We start from the raw sequence: 13504 nt of genomic DNA on the forward strand, positions 1-13504 counted from the left end.
GCGGGCGTCAGGCGGCGGTCTGCTCCAGGTTGGCCAGCCACGCGTCGAGGTCTGCACGACGGCATCGGATGTGCCCGTTCGGCAGCTTGATCAGCCGGGGACCGTGTCCCCGGGCGCGCATCCGGTAGAAGGCGGGGCGGGACATGCCCAGCTCTCGGAGCACGTCGGGCAGCTTGAGCATCGCGGGCTCGGCCAAGGTCGGTCTTCCTCGATTCAGTTCTCGGCTGTCCGGGTGGGACAGTTGGCGATGGGTGTCCGGTCAGCCGTCCGGCTTCTTTCCGCTGCTCAGGCGGGATGGCAGGACAGCCGGACAGGCCGGACAGTTCAGGTGGCGGGCAGGGTGTCCGGTGATGTCGGCGGGGAGTACGAGCCACCGGGAGACCGGTGAAGCTGTCCGTCCTTCGCCATGCGCGAGCAGGTGCGGCGGGTCAGCTCAACGTCGATGCCTGTGGCGGCGGCGATCTCCATGGGCTTGCTGTCGGGACTGGCGCGGAGGTGGGCGAGGATCTGGGCGCGGGTGTCGCCGACGGTGTGGTCGCTTGCAGGGCCGTCCAGGAGCTGCCAGCTGCCGGTGTCAGGCAAGAACTCCAGGGCGTGTTCGTTCTCGTCGACGTCGCGGCCGGTGATGTGCAGGACACCGTCGGCCTTGCCGCGGGAGCGTTTGAGAACGAGGGTGGCGTCGGCGGCGCCGGCGAGGCCGTTGGTGCCGGAGACCTCGGCGAGGAAGTCGTCGGAGGCCATCTTGCGCACGTGGTGGACGAGGATCGTGGCGACGGAGTGGCGGTCGGCGACCTGCTTGATGTGGCCGATGGCGGCGTAGTCGGCGTCGTAGGCGGCGGTGCCCGGTGCGGAGTTGCCACGGACCTTGGCGAAGACGTCGATGACGACCAGGCGGGCGCCGGGGTTGCGGGTGAGCCATCCGTCGAGGGCGTCGGCGCCGCCCTGGGGCAGGGGCGGGAACTCGGTGACGAGGGTGAGGGCCTTGGGGGCGTCGCGTCCGGCGAGGAGTTTGCCCATGCGGGTCTTGAGGCGGCGTGGGGTGTCCTCAAGGGCGAGGTAGAGGACGGGGCCGGGCTCGACGTCGATGCGGCCGAAGGCGGGGCGGCCGGCGGCGACGTCGAGGCCGAGGCCGAGGGAGAGCCAGGACTTGCCGACCTTGGGCGGTCCGGCGAGGAGGCTGACGCCCTCGGCGAAGAACCCGGGTACGGCCCAGCGGGGTTCGGGGAAGTCGGTGGCCATGAGGTCGGCCGCCGACCACACCGTGCGGGGCCGGGAAGGGGTCGCGGCGGCCTCGACGGGGGCGGGCGGGGGCCCGGGGTCGGGAGTCGGCCAGGGGTCCGCGTGCGGGGCCGCTTCGTCCGGCCAGGGGATGTCCGGCTCGTCGTCGCCGACGATTCGCAGCCGCGGGCCGGGTGGTGCGTCCCCGGGACCGGCCGGGCGGGTCACGCGGCGCCCGGGCGGGGGCAGGTGGCGGCCGGCGGCGGGGGAACGGTCATGGTGGGGCCTTTCGGGTCGGGGCGGGATCGGCGGCAGGTGCGGAGCGGCGGGGTCTTGGTGCTCTTAAGAGGGGTGGGCGGGGTTGTGGGCGATGGACCAGTTGAGGGCGCTGGTGATGGTCGCGGCGGCGTCGCGCGGGGGCAGTCCGGCCCGTTCCGCCCCCGCCTTAAGAGCCTGTTCGACGTCGCCACGGTGGAGCTGGCCGCTGGCGACGAACCGGCCCAGCGCGCGGGCGGCCCGGGTCAGGGTCCAGTTGCGGGTTCCCTCGGGGGCGTTCGCGACGTTGGCGGCCTCGCCGCGCAGGGCGGCGTCCGCGTAGGCGGGCCGGCTGTGGCCGCCCCGCCCGGCCGCCATGGACGCCTGGGGGGCCGGACGGGAGGGGGCGGGGGTGAGCAGGGTCAGGAGCCAGGGCGGGAGCGGGGCCGGGTCGGTGTCGCGGACGACCGTGTAGGGGCGGCCGGCGATGAGGCTTCCGGGCGCGACGACGTAGCCGCCTCCGGCGCGGGTATCGACCTTCCAGCCGAGGCCGCGCCCGCAGTCCCCGCTGGTGTTGCGCAGGCCCGTGCCGGGTGGGACGGCGAAGTACAGGTGGGTGCTGCCGCCCGGGGTGGTGACGGTGAACGTGTCGTCGGGGTAGGGCTGGCCGTGCTGCTCGCAGATGAGGGCGAAGACGTCGTGGCCGCTGACGACACCGGGCAGTGCCCAGGTCTCGGGCGGCCGGTCGTCGGGGTTCTTGGGCATGTCGAGGTCGATGACGAGCAGGGCGGAGGGGCCGCAGGCGATGCCGATGTTGTAGGGCCCGGCGCTCCAGCAGCGCCGGATGCGTTCGGGGTCGAGGGTGGCGCGCTTCTCCCAGTCCTTGACGGCCGGGGGCTTCTTGCTTCCGGGCGTGACGGGAAGGACGTGGCGGCCGCGGTCGGCGGCGGCCAGGGCGGCGGCCAGCAGGGGGTTCGGGTTCACCGGTCTCTCTCCTTCCGGGAGCGTGCCCGGGGCGGGCGGGCGGTGACTCGCCCGCCCCGGGCGCGGTTGGTCGGCTAGTTGGCCGGGTCGGGGTGCAGGGGCAGCTGGCCGTCGGTCTCGGTGCCGGGCTCGGGGGGCATGAGGGCGTGGAGGGCGGCGCGGTGGCGGCGGTCGGTGTCGGGGCAGATGGTGCGCTGGTCGGCGGTGACGAGCCAGCCGCAGCGGCGGGCGTTGTCGGCGGCGATCCGCGGGGTGTCGAAGAGCGGCAGCACGCAGTCGTCGGTGTCCTCGTCGCCGCACACGTCGCAGGTGACGATGTGGAAGGTGATGGCGCGGATCACGGGATCTCCTAGGCGGCCTTGAGACGGCGGCCGGTGGCGGCCGTCAGGGTGTCGGTCCAGGTGGTGCGCAGGGCGGCGCGGTCGTGGCGCTCGCGGGCCGGGGTGCCGGACTTGTGCTCGGCGGCGCGGACGGGCATCTGCAGGCCGAGGAAGTCGGGCCCGGCGGCGATCAGCAGCGGCTTGCCGGGTCCGGCGGTCCAGGTGGTCAGCGGCTGGTAGCGGTGGGCGGCCTTGGCCCAGCGCGCGAGGAGGTCGGCGTTGTAGCAGGCTTCGGTGTCCTGGCGGGGTTCGGCGGCGAGGGCGTCCGCGAACAGCGGCCGCCAGGCCGGGAACTTCGCGGCGAGCGGCGCGTGGGCGGACAGGCTCAGCGAGCGGGTTCCGTCGCCGACCGCCAGCCGGGCGTCCGAGCGGTCGACGGCCTTGGGTGCGGTGTAGGTCAGGAAGAGGTCGGTGGGGCGGTTGCGGGTGGGGAAGAGGGCGCGCAGGGCGGTGAGGTCCGTGCGGGCGATGAACGCCTTCCACGGGTGGGCGGCCTCGGTGGCTTCGCGGCGGGTGAGGGCGAAGGTGTAGCGGTCGGTGGCGGCGGCGAACAGGTGGGTGCCGGTGGCCTCCAGGTAGATGCCGTGGATGGGCGGCAGGGTGTCGTCGGTGGCGATGTGCGGGGTGAGCTGGCGCACCAGGTGCGGCAGGTCGGTGATGGTCACGGACACGGTGGGGCTCCCCTCGGGTGGGCTCAGAACAGGGCGTCGGGTTCGGCGGGCGGGTTGGCCGCCTGGTGGGTCTTGCGGGTGGCGCGGGTGGTGGCGTCGAGGCAGGCCGGGCACCAGGCGGCCAGCGCGGCCTTGGGCAGGGCGGCCGCGTGGTGCGGGGGCAGGAGCAGGTCGGCGGGGGCGGCGGGGGCGGCGACCAGGCGCACGGGGCCGTGGCCGTGGCGCGGGTGGTCGCCGTGGGCGGTCTTGCAGCGGCCGCCGTCCTTGTCGTGGGACCTGCCGCAGGTGCCCCGGCACTGGCAGCGGCCGGCGGCGGCCGCGGTGACGGCCTGCCACAGGCCGCTGTCGGCGAGCGGCGCGGCGCGGCGGGTCACGACGCCCATCCGGTGGGCAGGTCCTGGCCGGTGACGGCCTCGACCAGGGCGCCGAGCAGGAGTTCGGCGACGTTGGAGGTGACGGCGTTGCCGTACTGGCGGACCTTCTCGCGCTTGTTGCCGACCACCACGTAGTCGCGGGCGAAGGTCATCGCGGCGCCGATCTCGTGCGGCTCCAGCATCCGGAACAGCACCTCGTCCACGTCCGTGGCGGCCCGCCGGCCTCCCGCGGCGAGGCCGTAGCGGTCGCGGGTGGTGAGGGCGCCGACCGGCTCGCCGACGGGCCGGGCGGTGCCGGTGCCGTAGTACGGCGTCAGCAGCGCCGGCCAGTCGGCCGTGCCGGAGGCGGGCGGCAGGGTGAGGCCGTGGTGGTTGCCGGAGGCGGTGACGGTGGCGAGCGCGTCGAGGACGGGCCGGGCGTCGGAGGAGCCGCCGCGCAGTTCGGTGATGAACGGGGCCCAGGCGAGGCCGGTCTCGTTGCGGGCGGTCTGGGTGCGCAGCGGGTCCGTCGCCGGTCCGGCGCTCTTGCCGTCGCGGCCCTCGGTGGGGACGAGCAGGGGCGGTACCGCGAGTCCGTCGTTCTCGCGGGTGGTGCGGGTGGGTGCCGGGTGGGTGAGCGGTGTCGCGTTCTCGCGCCAGGTGCCGCCGGCCGGGGCGAGCAGCGGGACGCCGTACTTGAGGATTCCGGCGCGGATCCGCTCGCGGGTCGCCGGCGCGTAGGGGGTGAACTTCCTGGTGGGCTTGCCGTCGCCGATGCGGCGGCCGGGCAGCGACCAGTCGATGACGGCGGCGGCCGGGAGGACGGGCGGTTCGACGACGGCGTTGCGGCAGGTGACGTTGGGGCAGCGGTAGACGTACTGCTGGCGGTAGCGGCCCATGTCGGCGCCGCGCTTCTTGAACACCTGCACGGCCCGCACCGCCCGGTCGCAGCCCTCGCACCAGGCCATGGGCCGCAGCCACTTGTCCCAGTCCGGGCCCCGGCCGAGGTCGGCGCGCCAGTAGGCGAGGTAGAGGCGGTCGCGGGACTGGGGGGCGACGGGGGTGGTGGCGGGGCGGGCGTGCATGGAGTTCAGGGCGATGAGGCGGGTGCGGTAGCCGAGGGCCCGGATGTCGCCGACCCAGGCCGACCAGAGGTCCCAGGCGCGGACGTCGATGACGTTCTCGACGACACCGGCGAGCACCGGCTTGCCGCGCGCGGCCATGGCCTCCAGGTAGCGGGGGACGTCCCACATGAGGGCGCGGGAGCGGTCGGTCGCGGCGTCGGGGAGGGTCTCGCCGAACAGGTCGGGCTGCTTGTCGAAGTCGCGCTTCTTGCCGCGGGCGTTGGACCACTTCGGGCATTCCGGGGAGGCCCAGAACAGGTCGGCGGCGGGGAAGGTGGCGACGTCGGCGTCGTGGAGGTCGCCGAGGAAGTGGTCGGCCTGGGGGAAGTTCGCGGAGTGGGAGGCGATGGCCTTGTCCCAGTGGTTCGCCGCGAGGACTGGGGTCACGCCGGGGACGGCGGCGGCGCCGGTGCTGCTGCCGCCGGCGCCGCAGAAGAAGTCGATGTAGGTCAGGCCCACGGTTCGTCCTTCCAGGTGGTGAGGTGGAACAGGTCGAGGACGGCCAGGGGGAGGGTCTCGACGGTGCCGTGCTCGTCCTGCGCGAGGAGGGCGGGCGGCTCGGCGTGGCGGGCGAGGATGCCGAGCGCGCACGCCGGGGCGTCGTCCTCCTCGACGTCGGGGCGCAGGGCCCAGATCTGGCCGGGAGCGGCGAGGGCGAGCGGGTCGCCGGCTTCGACCCGGGCGCGGGCCAGCCGAAGGGCGGCGGCCGGGGCCAGGTGGTCGAGGGCGGCGATGCGGCGGGCGAGGCGCAGGGTGTGGGCGGCGGCGCGCTCGGGGCCGACCACACGCGGCAGCGCGGTCACCGGACACCGCCGAGCAGCTCGTCGAGGAGCGGGGCGAGGTACCGGTTGGCCTGCCAGGTCAGGGTGGCGACGGCCGCCTTGGCCTCGTAGGTGAGGGTGCGGCCCGGCCGCGCCGTGCTCGGCTGGGCGAGGAGGTGCGAGGGGACCGGGACGAAGACCTCGGCGGTGACCAGCAGGACGGGCCGGTCGGTGGCGTCCGGGGCGCCGAAGACCTGCCAGCGCTCGTGGTCGTGCCAGGGGTTGAGCCGCCAGTCCGCGAGCCCCGCGGGGTGCTGGGCGAGGTGGCGGTGGTGCAGGGCGACACGCGCGCGCAGGCTCAGGCCGCCGTCCGGGCCGATGACGGGGCCGAGGTCGAGGAGGTCGGGGCGCACGCTCACGTAGCCGGGGGCCATGACCGGGGCGGTCGCGGTCCGCCAGGCGATGACGGCGAACTGGGCGGCGGGCAGCGGCTCGCCGTCGTAGTGGAAGCGTTCGGCGCTCTTGGCGAGGTAGGCGCCGTACCGGGAGTGGCCGTCGGAGGCCTGCTCCCGGTCGCGGATGTCGTCGATGACGGCGAGCGTGTTGTGGTCGAACTCGGGCATGCTGGTTCCTGATCTCTGAGAGGGGATCGAAGAGGCCCCGCAGCAGCCGGACGACCTTGCCGGGATGGCCGTCTGCTGCGGGGCTTCGTGCCGCGCGTGGCGCGTGGCTAGAACGGGGGCTCGGGCGAGGCGCCCGCCGGGTTACCGCCCCAGGCGCCCGCGCCGGTCGAGGCGGGAGCGGCGGGAGCGCCGCCGGGGGTGGCGGTGGACCACGGGTCGGTCTGGGCGCCGGGGGCGGTGCCGGTGCGCTGGGTCTTGGTGACCTTGGCGGTGGCGAACTTGAGGCTGGGTCCGATGTCGTCGACGTCGAGGCCGAGCATGGAGCGGTTCTCGCCCTCGGGGGTCTGCCAGTTGTGCTGGACGAGACGGCCGGTGACGACCACGCGCATGCCCTTGGTCAGGGTCTCGGTGGCGTGCTCGGCGACCTCGCGCCAGGCGGTGGCGCGCAGGAACAGCGCGGTGCCGTCCTTCCACTGCCCGCTGGTCTTGTCGTAGCTGCGGGGGGTGGAGGCGATGGTGAAGCGGGCCATCGCCACGCCGGTGTTGGTGAAGCGCAGTTCGGGGTCGTCGGTGAGGTTGCCGACGACGGTGATCGGGGTCTCTCCCACGGACACGGTGCCTCCAAAGGCGCTGGGGTGTCGGGAGCGGGGTCTGCCCGTCCCCCGCGCCACCCGGGCCCCGCGCCGCTCGCGGCGTTGGTCCGGGTAGCACGGCGGTCGGCACGGGCCGGATCAGATCTCGTCGGGGTTCTGGGCGAAGTCGCAGGTGCCGTCGCAGTCGTAGTAGCCGCAGCCGCCGCACTCGGGGCAGTTGTCGTAGTCGATGGGGACGTAGTCCTGGGCCTCGTCGTCCCAGGCTTCGTCCTCGTAGCCACCGCCGGTGCCGTGGCAGCCCTCGCACAACTCGGTGTGGCCGGGCCGAGGGTTGGCTTGCTCCTCCTCAAGGTGGCGCTGTTCCCCGACGAGGTCGAGGGCGATCTCGGCGCTCTTCTCTTCCTCGCGGGTCGGCTGGTCGGCGTAGTCGAGTGCGTCGAAGTCGTCGTCCATGGGCGGCCTTTCGGGCTTGAGTCAGCGGTGGGTTGCGCGGGCGGCGGCGATGTCGAGTTGGCGGTGGACCTGGGCCGGGGTGCGGCCGGGGGCGTCGTTCCACTGGTCGACGGAGCGCACCGACCGGTCGAGGGCGGTGAACTGCTCCATGAGGTGGCGGCGGGCCTCCATGACGGTGGCCTGGGTGCCGTATCCGGCTGCCAGGACGGCGATTTGGGCGCCGAGGAGGCAGCGGCGGCCGCGTCCGTCCCACAGTGCGCCCTGGCACCAGCCGTGGACGGTGAGGTAGCGGGAGAGCAGGCGCAGGTGGGTGGCGGTGTCGATGGCCACCGGTGCCGGCGGCCGACGCCTGGCGCGGTCCAGCAGGGTGGCGTGGGGGCGGGGCATGCCGAGGTCCCAGGTGATCGGTGCCTGACCGAGCGCGCAGATCGGCGGGACGGCGATCGGACGGGCGGGTGCGGGGAGGGTGGCGAGGTAGTGCTCGACCTCGCGGACGAGGGCGCCGCCGTCGGCCACGAACGCCAGGTCCGGCATCGCGAGCAGTCCGGCGAGAGTGGTGGTCATCGCGGGTTCTCCGTCCGGGTCAGTGGGCGCCGGGAAGCGCGCGGAAGAGGTTGGTGATCGCGTCGTTGACGGCGGGCGCGACGCCGGTGGAGGCGAGGTAGAAGCCGAACAGCGCGGCGACGAGCGCGCCGCCGACGCCGACGGCCTTCTGGCGCAGCATCACGACGAGGACGGCGCCGAAGAATACGGCGGCGGAGACGGTGAGCAGCACGGGGCGACTCCCTTGCGGAGTGGGTGGTTTGGGGTGGTTCGGGGGGCGTGGGGCGCCTTGACGGACCCTTGCCGGGTTTGGAAAACCGCAGGTCACAGGGGTGCCGGTTGGTGGCGGACCCCTGCCGACCCCTGCCCGGATCGTGCTGCGGGTGGCAGGGGCGGGCAGGGGTCACGCCCGGGGTCGCAGGGCTGTGACCTGCGGGTTTCCCGGCGGCGGCAGGGGTCTGTCGGGGGTGTGATGCGGGGCGGATCGGGCGTTTCGGCTAGTCGTCGTCGAGGGTGGCGGCGGCCGTGCGCAGGGTGGCGAGGTCGAAGCCGCTGGGGCGGGAGCCGTCCGGCAGGGTGACCCGGGTGGCCTCGACGGGGGTGCCGAGGTCGGCGAGGTCGGCCTTGAGGGTCTTGCCGGTGCGGGAGAGCCAGGCGGCGTCGGTCTCGGTGGGGCCGCGTCCGTAGCGGGTGGGGTCGACGGTGGCGAGGTGGGCGAGGAGGTCGGAGCTGGAGACGCAGCCGTGGCCGGTGGCCTCGGCGGCGGTGAGCATGTGGTCGAGGATCGTGCGACGCACGACGGTGCCGAGGCCGTCCTCGCCGCCGGCGGCGGCGCTCACGCCGGTGAGGACGGTCATGGCGGCCTCGACCGGGTCGTCGTAGTGGCCGGGCAGGCATCCGGCCGCCGCGCGGAGCTTCACGCCCTGTTCGATGAGCGGCAGGATCTCCCCGGCTGCTTCGTCGATGAACAGGGAGCGGACCTCGATGACGCCGGTGTCGGGGGTGGTCAGCCAGCCGCGACCGCGGCTGGTCTTCTCGATCGGGATCTTCGAGGCGTCGTAGCCCTGGCCGACCATGCCGTCGCCCAGGATGACGTTGGAGGCGCCGGGGGATTCGACGCGCATGGCCATGCGGGCGGCCAGGTTGCCCCGCAGGCGCGGGGTGACGATCTCGGCCTCGGGGTACTGGGTGGCGAGCGCGAGGACGATGCCGACGGAGGCGCCGACGGCGGCGATCTGGGCGAGGAGTTCGGTGATCTCCTCGGCGTACTTGCCGCTGGGGCCGTTCTTCGCGGTGTAGGTGGCGAGTTCGTCGATGATGACCAGCTCGATGCCGCCGAGCTTGTCGATCAGGGACTCGCTGGCCTTGGACAGGCCCGCCTCGACGAGGATCTCGGTGCGGCGGTTCATCTCCTCGGCCATGAGGCGAAGGAACTTCACCAGGCGCTTGGGGTTGCGCCGCACGAAGGTGGCCAGCACCCGGGCGTGGGGGACGTACTCGCCGGCGCCCTTGCCGTCGAACAGCCGGATCCGCACGCGCGGGTCGAGCATCGCGGCGGCGAGCAGGTTCGCCAGTCCCATGCCCTTGCCGGAGCGGGTGGCGCCGGCGAACAGGAACGAGTAGTCCGACAGGGTCGGGCGCAGGATCGTGCCGCGCTTGTCGAAGGAGAGCGGGAAGCCGTCGCGCCAGGTGTTCACGGACTTCGCGCCGGTGGCGACGAGCGGGTTGCGGCGGGTGGCCAGGAACGGGTCCTGGCCGCAGGCCCAGACGGCCATGCGCCGTCCGTTGGAGCCGACCTGTCGGATGTCGAGGTTGGTGCGGTCGATGCCCATCGCGGCGGCGATCTCGTCGACCTTGTCCCGGGCCTTCTTGACGGTGACGTCGGGCAGGTCGATGACGGCGTGCCAGGCGTCGGGCACGGCCGGGTCGACGGCGCACGGAGTGACCATCGTCAGGCGCTGGGACTCGCCGATGACCTTGGCGGCCTTGAACGCCCGGTCGAGCATGGTCTCGGTCATCGGGTCGCCGTCCGACAGCGAGCGCACGTCGGCGTCCCACTCGGTCTCGCGGTCCGGGTGACGGCCGAGGAACGCCTCGACGGAGAACACCGTCAGCGCGCCGAGGGCCAGGCCGGTGGCGCCGAGGGCGATGTAGGCGGTCAGGACGGCGGCGATCGGGATCCCGTAGGCGACCAAGGCGCGCAGGAAGCGCACGCGGCGCCGGTTGGACTTGGCCTTCTTGTGGGCGGCGACCGCCGCCACCGCGACGGCGACGGCGGCGGCGCTGTTCTTCTGGGCGAGGGTCCGCTCGCCGGGCAGCAGGGTGAAGCGGGCGCGGCGGGCCAGGTCGCGGGCCTCGCGGGTGGCGATGTGGGCCTGGTGGGCGGCGGCCTGCACGTGGGCGCCCTCGAACCCGGCCGTCCACTGGGCCGAACGCCGTATCCCGCGCCAGGCCTGGGCGGCGTGCCCGCGGGGGGTGGCCTGCCGGGAGGCCCAGCGGCGGGCGGCGCGGCGCGTCTGCTTGGCGCGTGCACGGGCCAGGGTGCGCCGGCCCTCGCTGGTGCGGATCCATCCCGGGATCAGCGGCCGGTCCCCGGCCAGATCCTCCCGCCCGGCCGCCGAGACCACCGCGGGGACGTCCGCCACGGTCTCGGCCGGGCTGTCATCGGTCAGGTAGACCGACTCGTCCGGCGCCACCGGGACGGTCTGGGGCGGCAGGGCGGGGGTGGCAGGCGGGGCGGTCTTGGTGAGGCGGTCGAAGGGGAGGATCTTCGCTTCGCCGCCCTCGACGACCGGGGCCGTCTCGGGTTCGGGCAGGTCGGGGGTGTGCTCCTCGTGGTTCACTGGCGGTCCTTCCTCACAGCGGTAGTTGCGCGGGTGAAGGGGCCCGGGACGGCCGCCGATGCTTGGCGGCTGGACGGCCGTCCCGGGGCGAGGTCAGCGCGCGTCGACGTCGGGGCGCGCCGTGGCGGCCTGCGGCGCGGGCGCGTTCTCCAGTTCGGCCTGCACCGCGGCGGCGGCGATGAGCGCGTGGGTGACGGCGGCCCAGGCCTGCGCAGCCTCCGGCTGCTCCGGGTTGGCGCAGAGGCACCCTTCGGCGCGGGCGGCGGCGGAGACGACGCGGCGGCGGAGCTCGTTCACGGTGAGCGGGATGCCGTTGCGGTCGAGGATGGTCATGGCGGTTCTCCTGGGGATCGATTCAGGCGGAGGCGCGGCGCTGCTGCCGGGCGGCCAGGGACATGGCGCGGCGGGCGACGGGCGAGTAGCCGAGGGTGTCGCCGGCGCGGCGCACGGGCGGGGTCCCGCCGTTGTTGCGGCGCCCGTCCGGCGTCCGCACGCGTGTGCTCTTCGCGGGGGCGGCCATCTGGGATTCGACCTGCGGCTTTTCGACCTTTTCACCCTGCTTTGCCGGGTCGTTGGCGGCGTCCTTGACGGCGGCCTTGGCGGCCACGCGGGTGGCGATGGAAGCGGCAGTGTCGCCGAGCGTGGCGCCCTCGACGTCGTCCCACGCGCGCTTCCAGGTGGCGTCGCTGGGGTGGAGTTCGCCGAGCGCGGCGGCGAGGGCGACCGCGCGCTCCCACACCTGCGGCCACTGCACCGAGCGGTTCACCTCGCGGGCCTCACGGTCGTCGGCCTCGCGCTGCTCGGCGGCGTTCCTCTCGATGACCTCGGCCGCGAGGCGGCGGGCCTCCTCTCGGCGTTCGCGGCGGGACTTGCGGCCGTCGCGCTTGAGGATGCGGCCGTGCTCGTGCAGGTCCCACACCATCGGGCCGGCCAGCGAGCAGAACGCCCCGCCCAGCCCGGTGCCGAGGCCGAACTCGGCGGATCCGTGCATGTAGTTGACGGCGGCGGCGAACAGCGCGACCGCACCCGCGAGCGCCCGGTAGTGCCAGGACGGGCGGGCCTCGTCGATGGCGGCCTCGGCACCCTTGAGGAGCGCCCACGCGAGGCCCTCCAGGACCAGCGGCGCGGCCAGCAGAAACGGGGCGTCCGGCGACCAGAACGCCATCAGCTGGAGCGGCAGCGACACGATCACGCAGGTGATCGCGATGGCCTTCGCGTACCTCCTCCACTGCTCGGCGGAGTGCCGGGCCTTCTCGCGGGCGGCCTCGGCCTCGGCCTGCCGGCGGGCGGTCTCGGCGGCGCGCTCGGCGCTCTGGCGCCGGATCTCCTCGGCCTCGGCCTCGCCCCTGGCGATCTCGGCGGCCGCCTTCGCGGCCTTCAGCTGGTTGCCGATCTCGGCGGCGGCCCTGGCGGCCTCGGTCTTGGCCCGCAGGGCCTCGGCCTCGGCCGCCTCCTTCGACGCCGACTTCGCCGGCGGACGCGAGCGGCCGTTGGGCCGCAACTCGGTGACGCTCATCGGGTACCTCCGGCGAGGTCGAAACGGATCGTGGACATCACGCCACGCAGCGCCCTGCGGCGGCGGGCCCGGGAGACGCGCCGGCGCAGGGCGGGCAGCAGGCTGGCCAGCAGCAACCCGGCTCCCAGCGCGCAGACGGCCGAGGGGTGGGCCAGCAGCAGCGCGGCGAGCGATGAGACGAAGACGAGGACGGACCTGGCGGCGGCCGGGAAGGCCACGGCGAGCAGCACCGCCGCGAAGCCGAGGCGCTTGGTGTGGGCCATCACGCGGCCCTCCTCGCGCGGCGCTGCCGACGGGCCAGCGCCTGGCGCTCGGTCTCGTCGAGGCCGCCGAAGATGCCGTGGGGCTCGCGGCGCTTCATCGCCAGCGCCAGGCACATCTCCCGCACCGGGCACCCGGCGCAGATCTGCCGGGCCCGGCGCTCGGAGAACTCGTCGTCGTCGGCCGGGAAGAACAGGTCCGGGTCCACGTCGGTGCAAGCGGCGCCCGGCAGCGCGCCCTCCGGCGAGAGCACGACCTTGGCGACCAGTTCGGCGGGGCGGCCGGTCAGCGTGGGACGGACGGTGCCGCGAACGCCGCGGCGCACGATGTGGGCGCTCACCGCTGCACCCCGTCCATGGCGGCCAGCTGGGCGGCGCGGCGCAGGCCGGCGACCTCGGGGGTGCGGCCGGCCTCGATGTCGTCGGCGACGGCGCGGACCTTGGCGGCCATGGACCGCATTCGGTCGCGCACCGCGTCCAGCGCGGCGAGGAGGTCCTCGACGGCGTCGTCCAGGGTGAAGGTGGTGCGGGACTCGTCGTCCGCGAGGGCGCGGATCTCGCGCTCGCGCTCGGTGGTGAGGCTCATGCCGCCACCTGCCCGAACACCGAGGCCGGCAGGTACTTGCCCGAGCGAGTGTTCCCGTCCACGACCAGACGCAGGCGGCCCAGCTCGACGGTCGGGGCGGCCGCCTGGGCGGCGTGGAGCATCAGATTCTCGGCGTGGGCGGCCAGCTCCGGGTCCTCCCGGCGCAGGACATCGAGGATGTCCTCGGCGGCGGCCAGCCGCGCGGCGCGCTCGGTCAGGGACTCGGGGCCGGCGGGACCGGTGAACAGCTCGGTGTCGACACCGAGCGCCAGTTCCGCGAACTCCTCCTTGGAGGCCGCGTGCTGGCCTGCGACGATAGTGCGCATGGGTCGTGGTTCCCT

Annotated in this window: 20 protein-coding genes; all 20 read right to left on the minus strand. The window is 74.5% G+C overall.

Going from position 1 to position 13504, the window contains the following annotated elements; all coding sequences use genetic code 11:
• Nucleotides 1-7: 7 nt before the first annotated feature.
• The 20 genes from ABZ497_RS04625 to ABZ497_RS04720 all read right to left on the minus strand — a co-directional run bounded on the left by ABZ497_RS04625 (nucleotide 8) and on the right by ABZ497_RS04720 (nucleotide 13489).
• Nucleotides 8-181 carry a helix-turn-helix domain-containing protein gene (locus ABZ497_RS04625; protein ID WP_359803384.1) on the minus strand — a complete coding sequence of 58 codons (174 nt, stop codon included), beginning with the start codon at nucleotides 179-181 and terminating at the stop codon, nucleotides 8-10.
• Nucleotides 182-324: 143 nt separating this feature from the next.
• Nucleotides 325-1239 carry an AAA family ATPase gene (locus ABZ497_RS04630; protein ID WP_359803385.1) on the minus strand — a complete coding sequence of 305 codons (915 nt, stop codon included), beginning with the start codon at nucleotides 1237-1239 and terminating at the stop codon, nucleotides 325-327.
• A 321-nt stretch (nucleotides 1240-1560) separates the two neighbouring features.
• A complete protein-coding gene (locus ABZ497_RS04635; protein ID WP_359803386.1) occupies nucleotides 1561-2457 on the minus strand; it encodes a bifunctional DNA primase/polymerase in 897 nt (298 codons plus the stop codon).
• A 74-nt stretch (nucleotides 2458-2531) separates the two neighbouring features.
• Complete coding sequence (locus tag ABZ497_RS04640; protein ID WP_359803387.1) at nucleotides 2532-2798, minus strand: hypothetical protein; 267 nt, start codon at nucleotides 2796-2798, stop codon at nucleotides 2532-2534.
• Between the two features lie 8 nt (nucleotides 2799-2806).
• Entirely contained in the window at nucleotides 2807-3508 is a 702-nt protein-coding gene (locus ABZ497_RS04645; RefSeq protein WP_359803388.1) for a hypothetical protein, read from the minus strand.
• 23 nt (nucleotides 3509-3531) lie between these two features.
• The gene (locus tag ABZ497_RS04650) at nucleotides 3532-3891 is read right to left on the minus strand and encodes a hypothetical protein (protein WP_359803389.1); all 360 of its coding nucleotides are present in this window, start codon (nucleotides 3889-3891) and stop codon (nucleotides 3532-3534) included.
• Nucleotides 3879-5444: a DNA cytosine methyltransferase gene (locus tag ABZ497_RS04655; protein WP_359803390.1), complete on the minus strand. Its 1566-nt coding sequence runs from the start codon at nucleotides 5442-5444 to the stop codon at nucleotides 3879-3881. The genes ABZ497_RS04650 and ABZ497_RS04655 overlap by 13 nt, the downstream gene beginning before the upstream one ends.
• The gene (locus ABZ497_RS04660) at nucleotides 5435-5788 is read right to left on the minus strand and encodes a hypothetical protein (RefSeq protein WP_359803392.1); all 354 of its coding nucleotides are present in this window, start codon (nucleotides 5786-5788) and stop codon (nucleotides 5435-5437) included. Before ABZ497_RS04660 ends, ABZ497_RS04655 begins: the two co-directional genes overlap by 10 nt.
• Nucleotides 5785-6369 carry a hypothetical protein gene (locus ABZ497_RS04665; protein ID WP_359803394.1) on the minus strand — a complete coding sequence of 195 codons (585 nt, stop codon included), beginning with the start codon at nucleotides 6367-6369 and terminating at the stop codon, nucleotides 5785-5787. Before ABZ497_RS04665 ends, ABZ497_RS04660 begins: the two co-directional genes overlap by 4 nt.
• 107 nt (nucleotides 6370-6476) lie before the next feature.
• Nucleotides 6477-6983 (minus strand): single-stranded DNA-binding protein, encoded by a 507-nt coding sequence (ssb, locus tag ABZ497_RS04670; RefSeq protein ID WP_359803396.1) that lies wholly within the window; start codon nucleotides 6981-6983, stop codon nucleotides 6477-6479.
• Between the two features lie 117 nt (nucleotides 6984-7100).
• A complete protein-coding gene (locus ABZ497_RS04675; RefSeq protein ID WP_359803398.1) occupies nucleotides 7101-7415 on the minus strand; it encodes a hypothetical protein in 315 nt (104 codons plus the stop codon).
• Nucleotides 7416-7436: 21 nt separating this feature from the next.
• Nucleotides 7437-7979, minus strand: coding sequence for a hypothetical protein (locus ABZ497_RS04680; protein ID WP_359803400.1), 543 nt, complete (start codon nucleotides 7977-7979; stop codon nucleotides 7437-7439).
• 19 nt (nucleotides 7980-7998) lie between these two features.
• A complete protein-coding gene (locus ABZ497_RS04685; RefSeq protein ID WP_359803402.1) occupies nucleotides 7999-8190 on the minus strand; it encodes a hypothetical protein in 192 nt (63 codons plus the stop codon).
• Between the two features lie 265 nt (nucleotides 8191-8455).
• Nucleotides 8456-10801 carry an FtsK/SpoIIIE domain-containing protein gene (locus ABZ497_RS04690; RefSeq protein ID WP_359803404.1) on the minus strand — a complete coding sequence of 782 codons (2346 nt, stop codon included), beginning with the start codon at nucleotides 10799-10801 and terminating at the stop codon, nucleotides 8456-8458.
• A gap of 93 nt (nucleotides 10802-10894) precedes the next feature.
• Nucleotides 10895-11134, minus strand: coding sequence for a hypothetical protein (locus ABZ497_RS04695; RefSeq protein WP_359803405.1), 240 nt, complete (start codon nucleotides 11132-11134; stop codon nucleotides 10895-10897).
• 22 nt (nucleotides 11135-11156) lie between these two features.
• Nucleotides 11157-12317 carry a hypothetical protein gene (locus ABZ497_RS04700; RefSeq protein WP_359803407.1) on the minus strand — a complete coding sequence of 387 codons (1161 nt, stop codon included), beginning with the start codon at nucleotides 12315-12317 and terminating at the stop codon, nucleotides 11157-11159.
• Entirely contained in the window at nucleotides 12314-12580 is a 267-nt protein-coding gene (locus ABZ497_RS04705; RefSeq protein WP_359803409.1) for a hypothetical protein, read from the minus strand. Before ABZ497_RS04705 ends, ABZ497_RS04700 begins: the two co-directional genes overlap by 4 nt.
• On the minus strand, nucleotides 12580-12918 hold the full coding sequence (locus ABZ497_RS04710) for a WhiB family transcriptional regulator (RefSeq protein ID WP_359803411.1): 339 nt from the start codon (nucleotides 12916-12918) through the stop codon (nucleotides 12580-12582). Before ABZ497_RS04710 ends, ABZ497_RS04705 begins: the two co-directional genes overlap by 1 nt.
• Nucleotides 12915-13163 carry a hypothetical protein gene (locus ABZ497_RS04715; RefSeq protein ID WP_359803413.1) on the minus strand — a complete coding sequence of 83 codons (249 nt, stop codon included), beginning with the start codon at nucleotides 13161-13163 and terminating at the stop codon, nucleotides 12915-12917. Before ABZ497_RS04715 ends, ABZ497_RS04710 begins: the two co-directional genes overlap by 4 nt.
• Nucleotides 13160-13489: a hypothetical protein gene (locus ABZ497_RS04720; RefSeq protein ID WP_359803415.1), complete on the minus strand. Its 330-nt coding sequence runs from the start codon at nucleotides 13487-13489 to the stop codon at nucleotides 13160-13162. Before ABZ497_RS04720 ends, ABZ497_RS04715 begins: the two co-directional genes overlap by 4 nt.
• Between the last annotated feature and the right edge of the window lie 15 nt (nucleotides 13490-13504).

The sequence above is a fragment of the Kitasatospora sp. NPDC005751 genome (assembly GCF_040630835.1).
Classification (GTDB): domain Bacteria; phylum Actinomycetota; class Actinomycetes; order Streptomycetales; family Streptomycetaceae; genus Kitasatospora.

Excerpts from the sequence above, each read along its gene's own strand:
- ABZ497_RS04665 (WP_359803394.1), bottom strand. The coding sequence starts at position 6,369 with ATGCCCGAGTTCGACCACAACACGCTCGCCGTCATCGACGACATCCGC.
- ABZ497_RS04680 (WP_359803400.1), bottom strand. The coding sequence starts at position 7,979 with ATGACCACCACTCTCGCCGGACTGCTCGCGATGCCGGACCTGGCGTTC.
- ABZ497_RS04695 (WP_359803405.1), bottom strand. The coding sequence starts at position 11,134 with ATGACCATCCTCGACCGCAACGGCATCCCGCTCACCGTGAACGAGCTC.
- ABZ497_RS04715 (WP_359803413.1), bottom strand. The coding sequence starts at position 13,163 with ATGAGCCTCACCACCGAGCGCGAGCGCGAGATCCGCGCCCTCGCGGAC.
- ABZ497_RS04630 (WP_359803385.1), bottom strand. The coding sequence starts at position 1,239 with ATGGCCACCGACTTCCCCGAACCCCGCTGGGCCGTACCCGGGTTCTTC.
- ABZ497_RS04705 (WP_359803409.1), bottom strand. The coding sequence starts at position 12,580 with ATGGCCCACACCAAGCGCCTCGGCTTCGCGGCGGTGCTGCTCGCCGTG.
- ABZ497_RS04720 (WP_359803415.1), bottom strand. The coding sequence starts at position 13,489 with ATGCGCACTATCGTCGCAGGCCAGCACGCGGCCTCCAAGGAGGAGTTC.
- ABZ497_RS04675 (WP_359803398.1), bottom strand. The coding sequence starts at position 7,415 with ATGGACGACGACTTCGACGCACTCGACTACGCCGACCAGCCGACCCGC.
- ABZ497_RS04650 (WP_359803389.1), bottom strand. The coding sequence starts at position 3,891 with ATGGGCGTCGTGACCCGCCGCGCCGCGCCGCTCGCCGACAGCGGCCTG.
- ABZ497_RS04625 (WP_359803384.1), bottom strand. The coding sequence starts at position 181 with ATGCTCAAGCTGCCCGACGTGCTCCGAGAGCTGGGCATGTCCCGCCCC.
- ABZ497_RS04700 (WP_359803407.1), bottom strand. The coding sequence starts at position 12,317 with ATGAGCGTCACCGAGTTGCGGCCCAACGGCCGCTCGCGTCCGCCGGCG.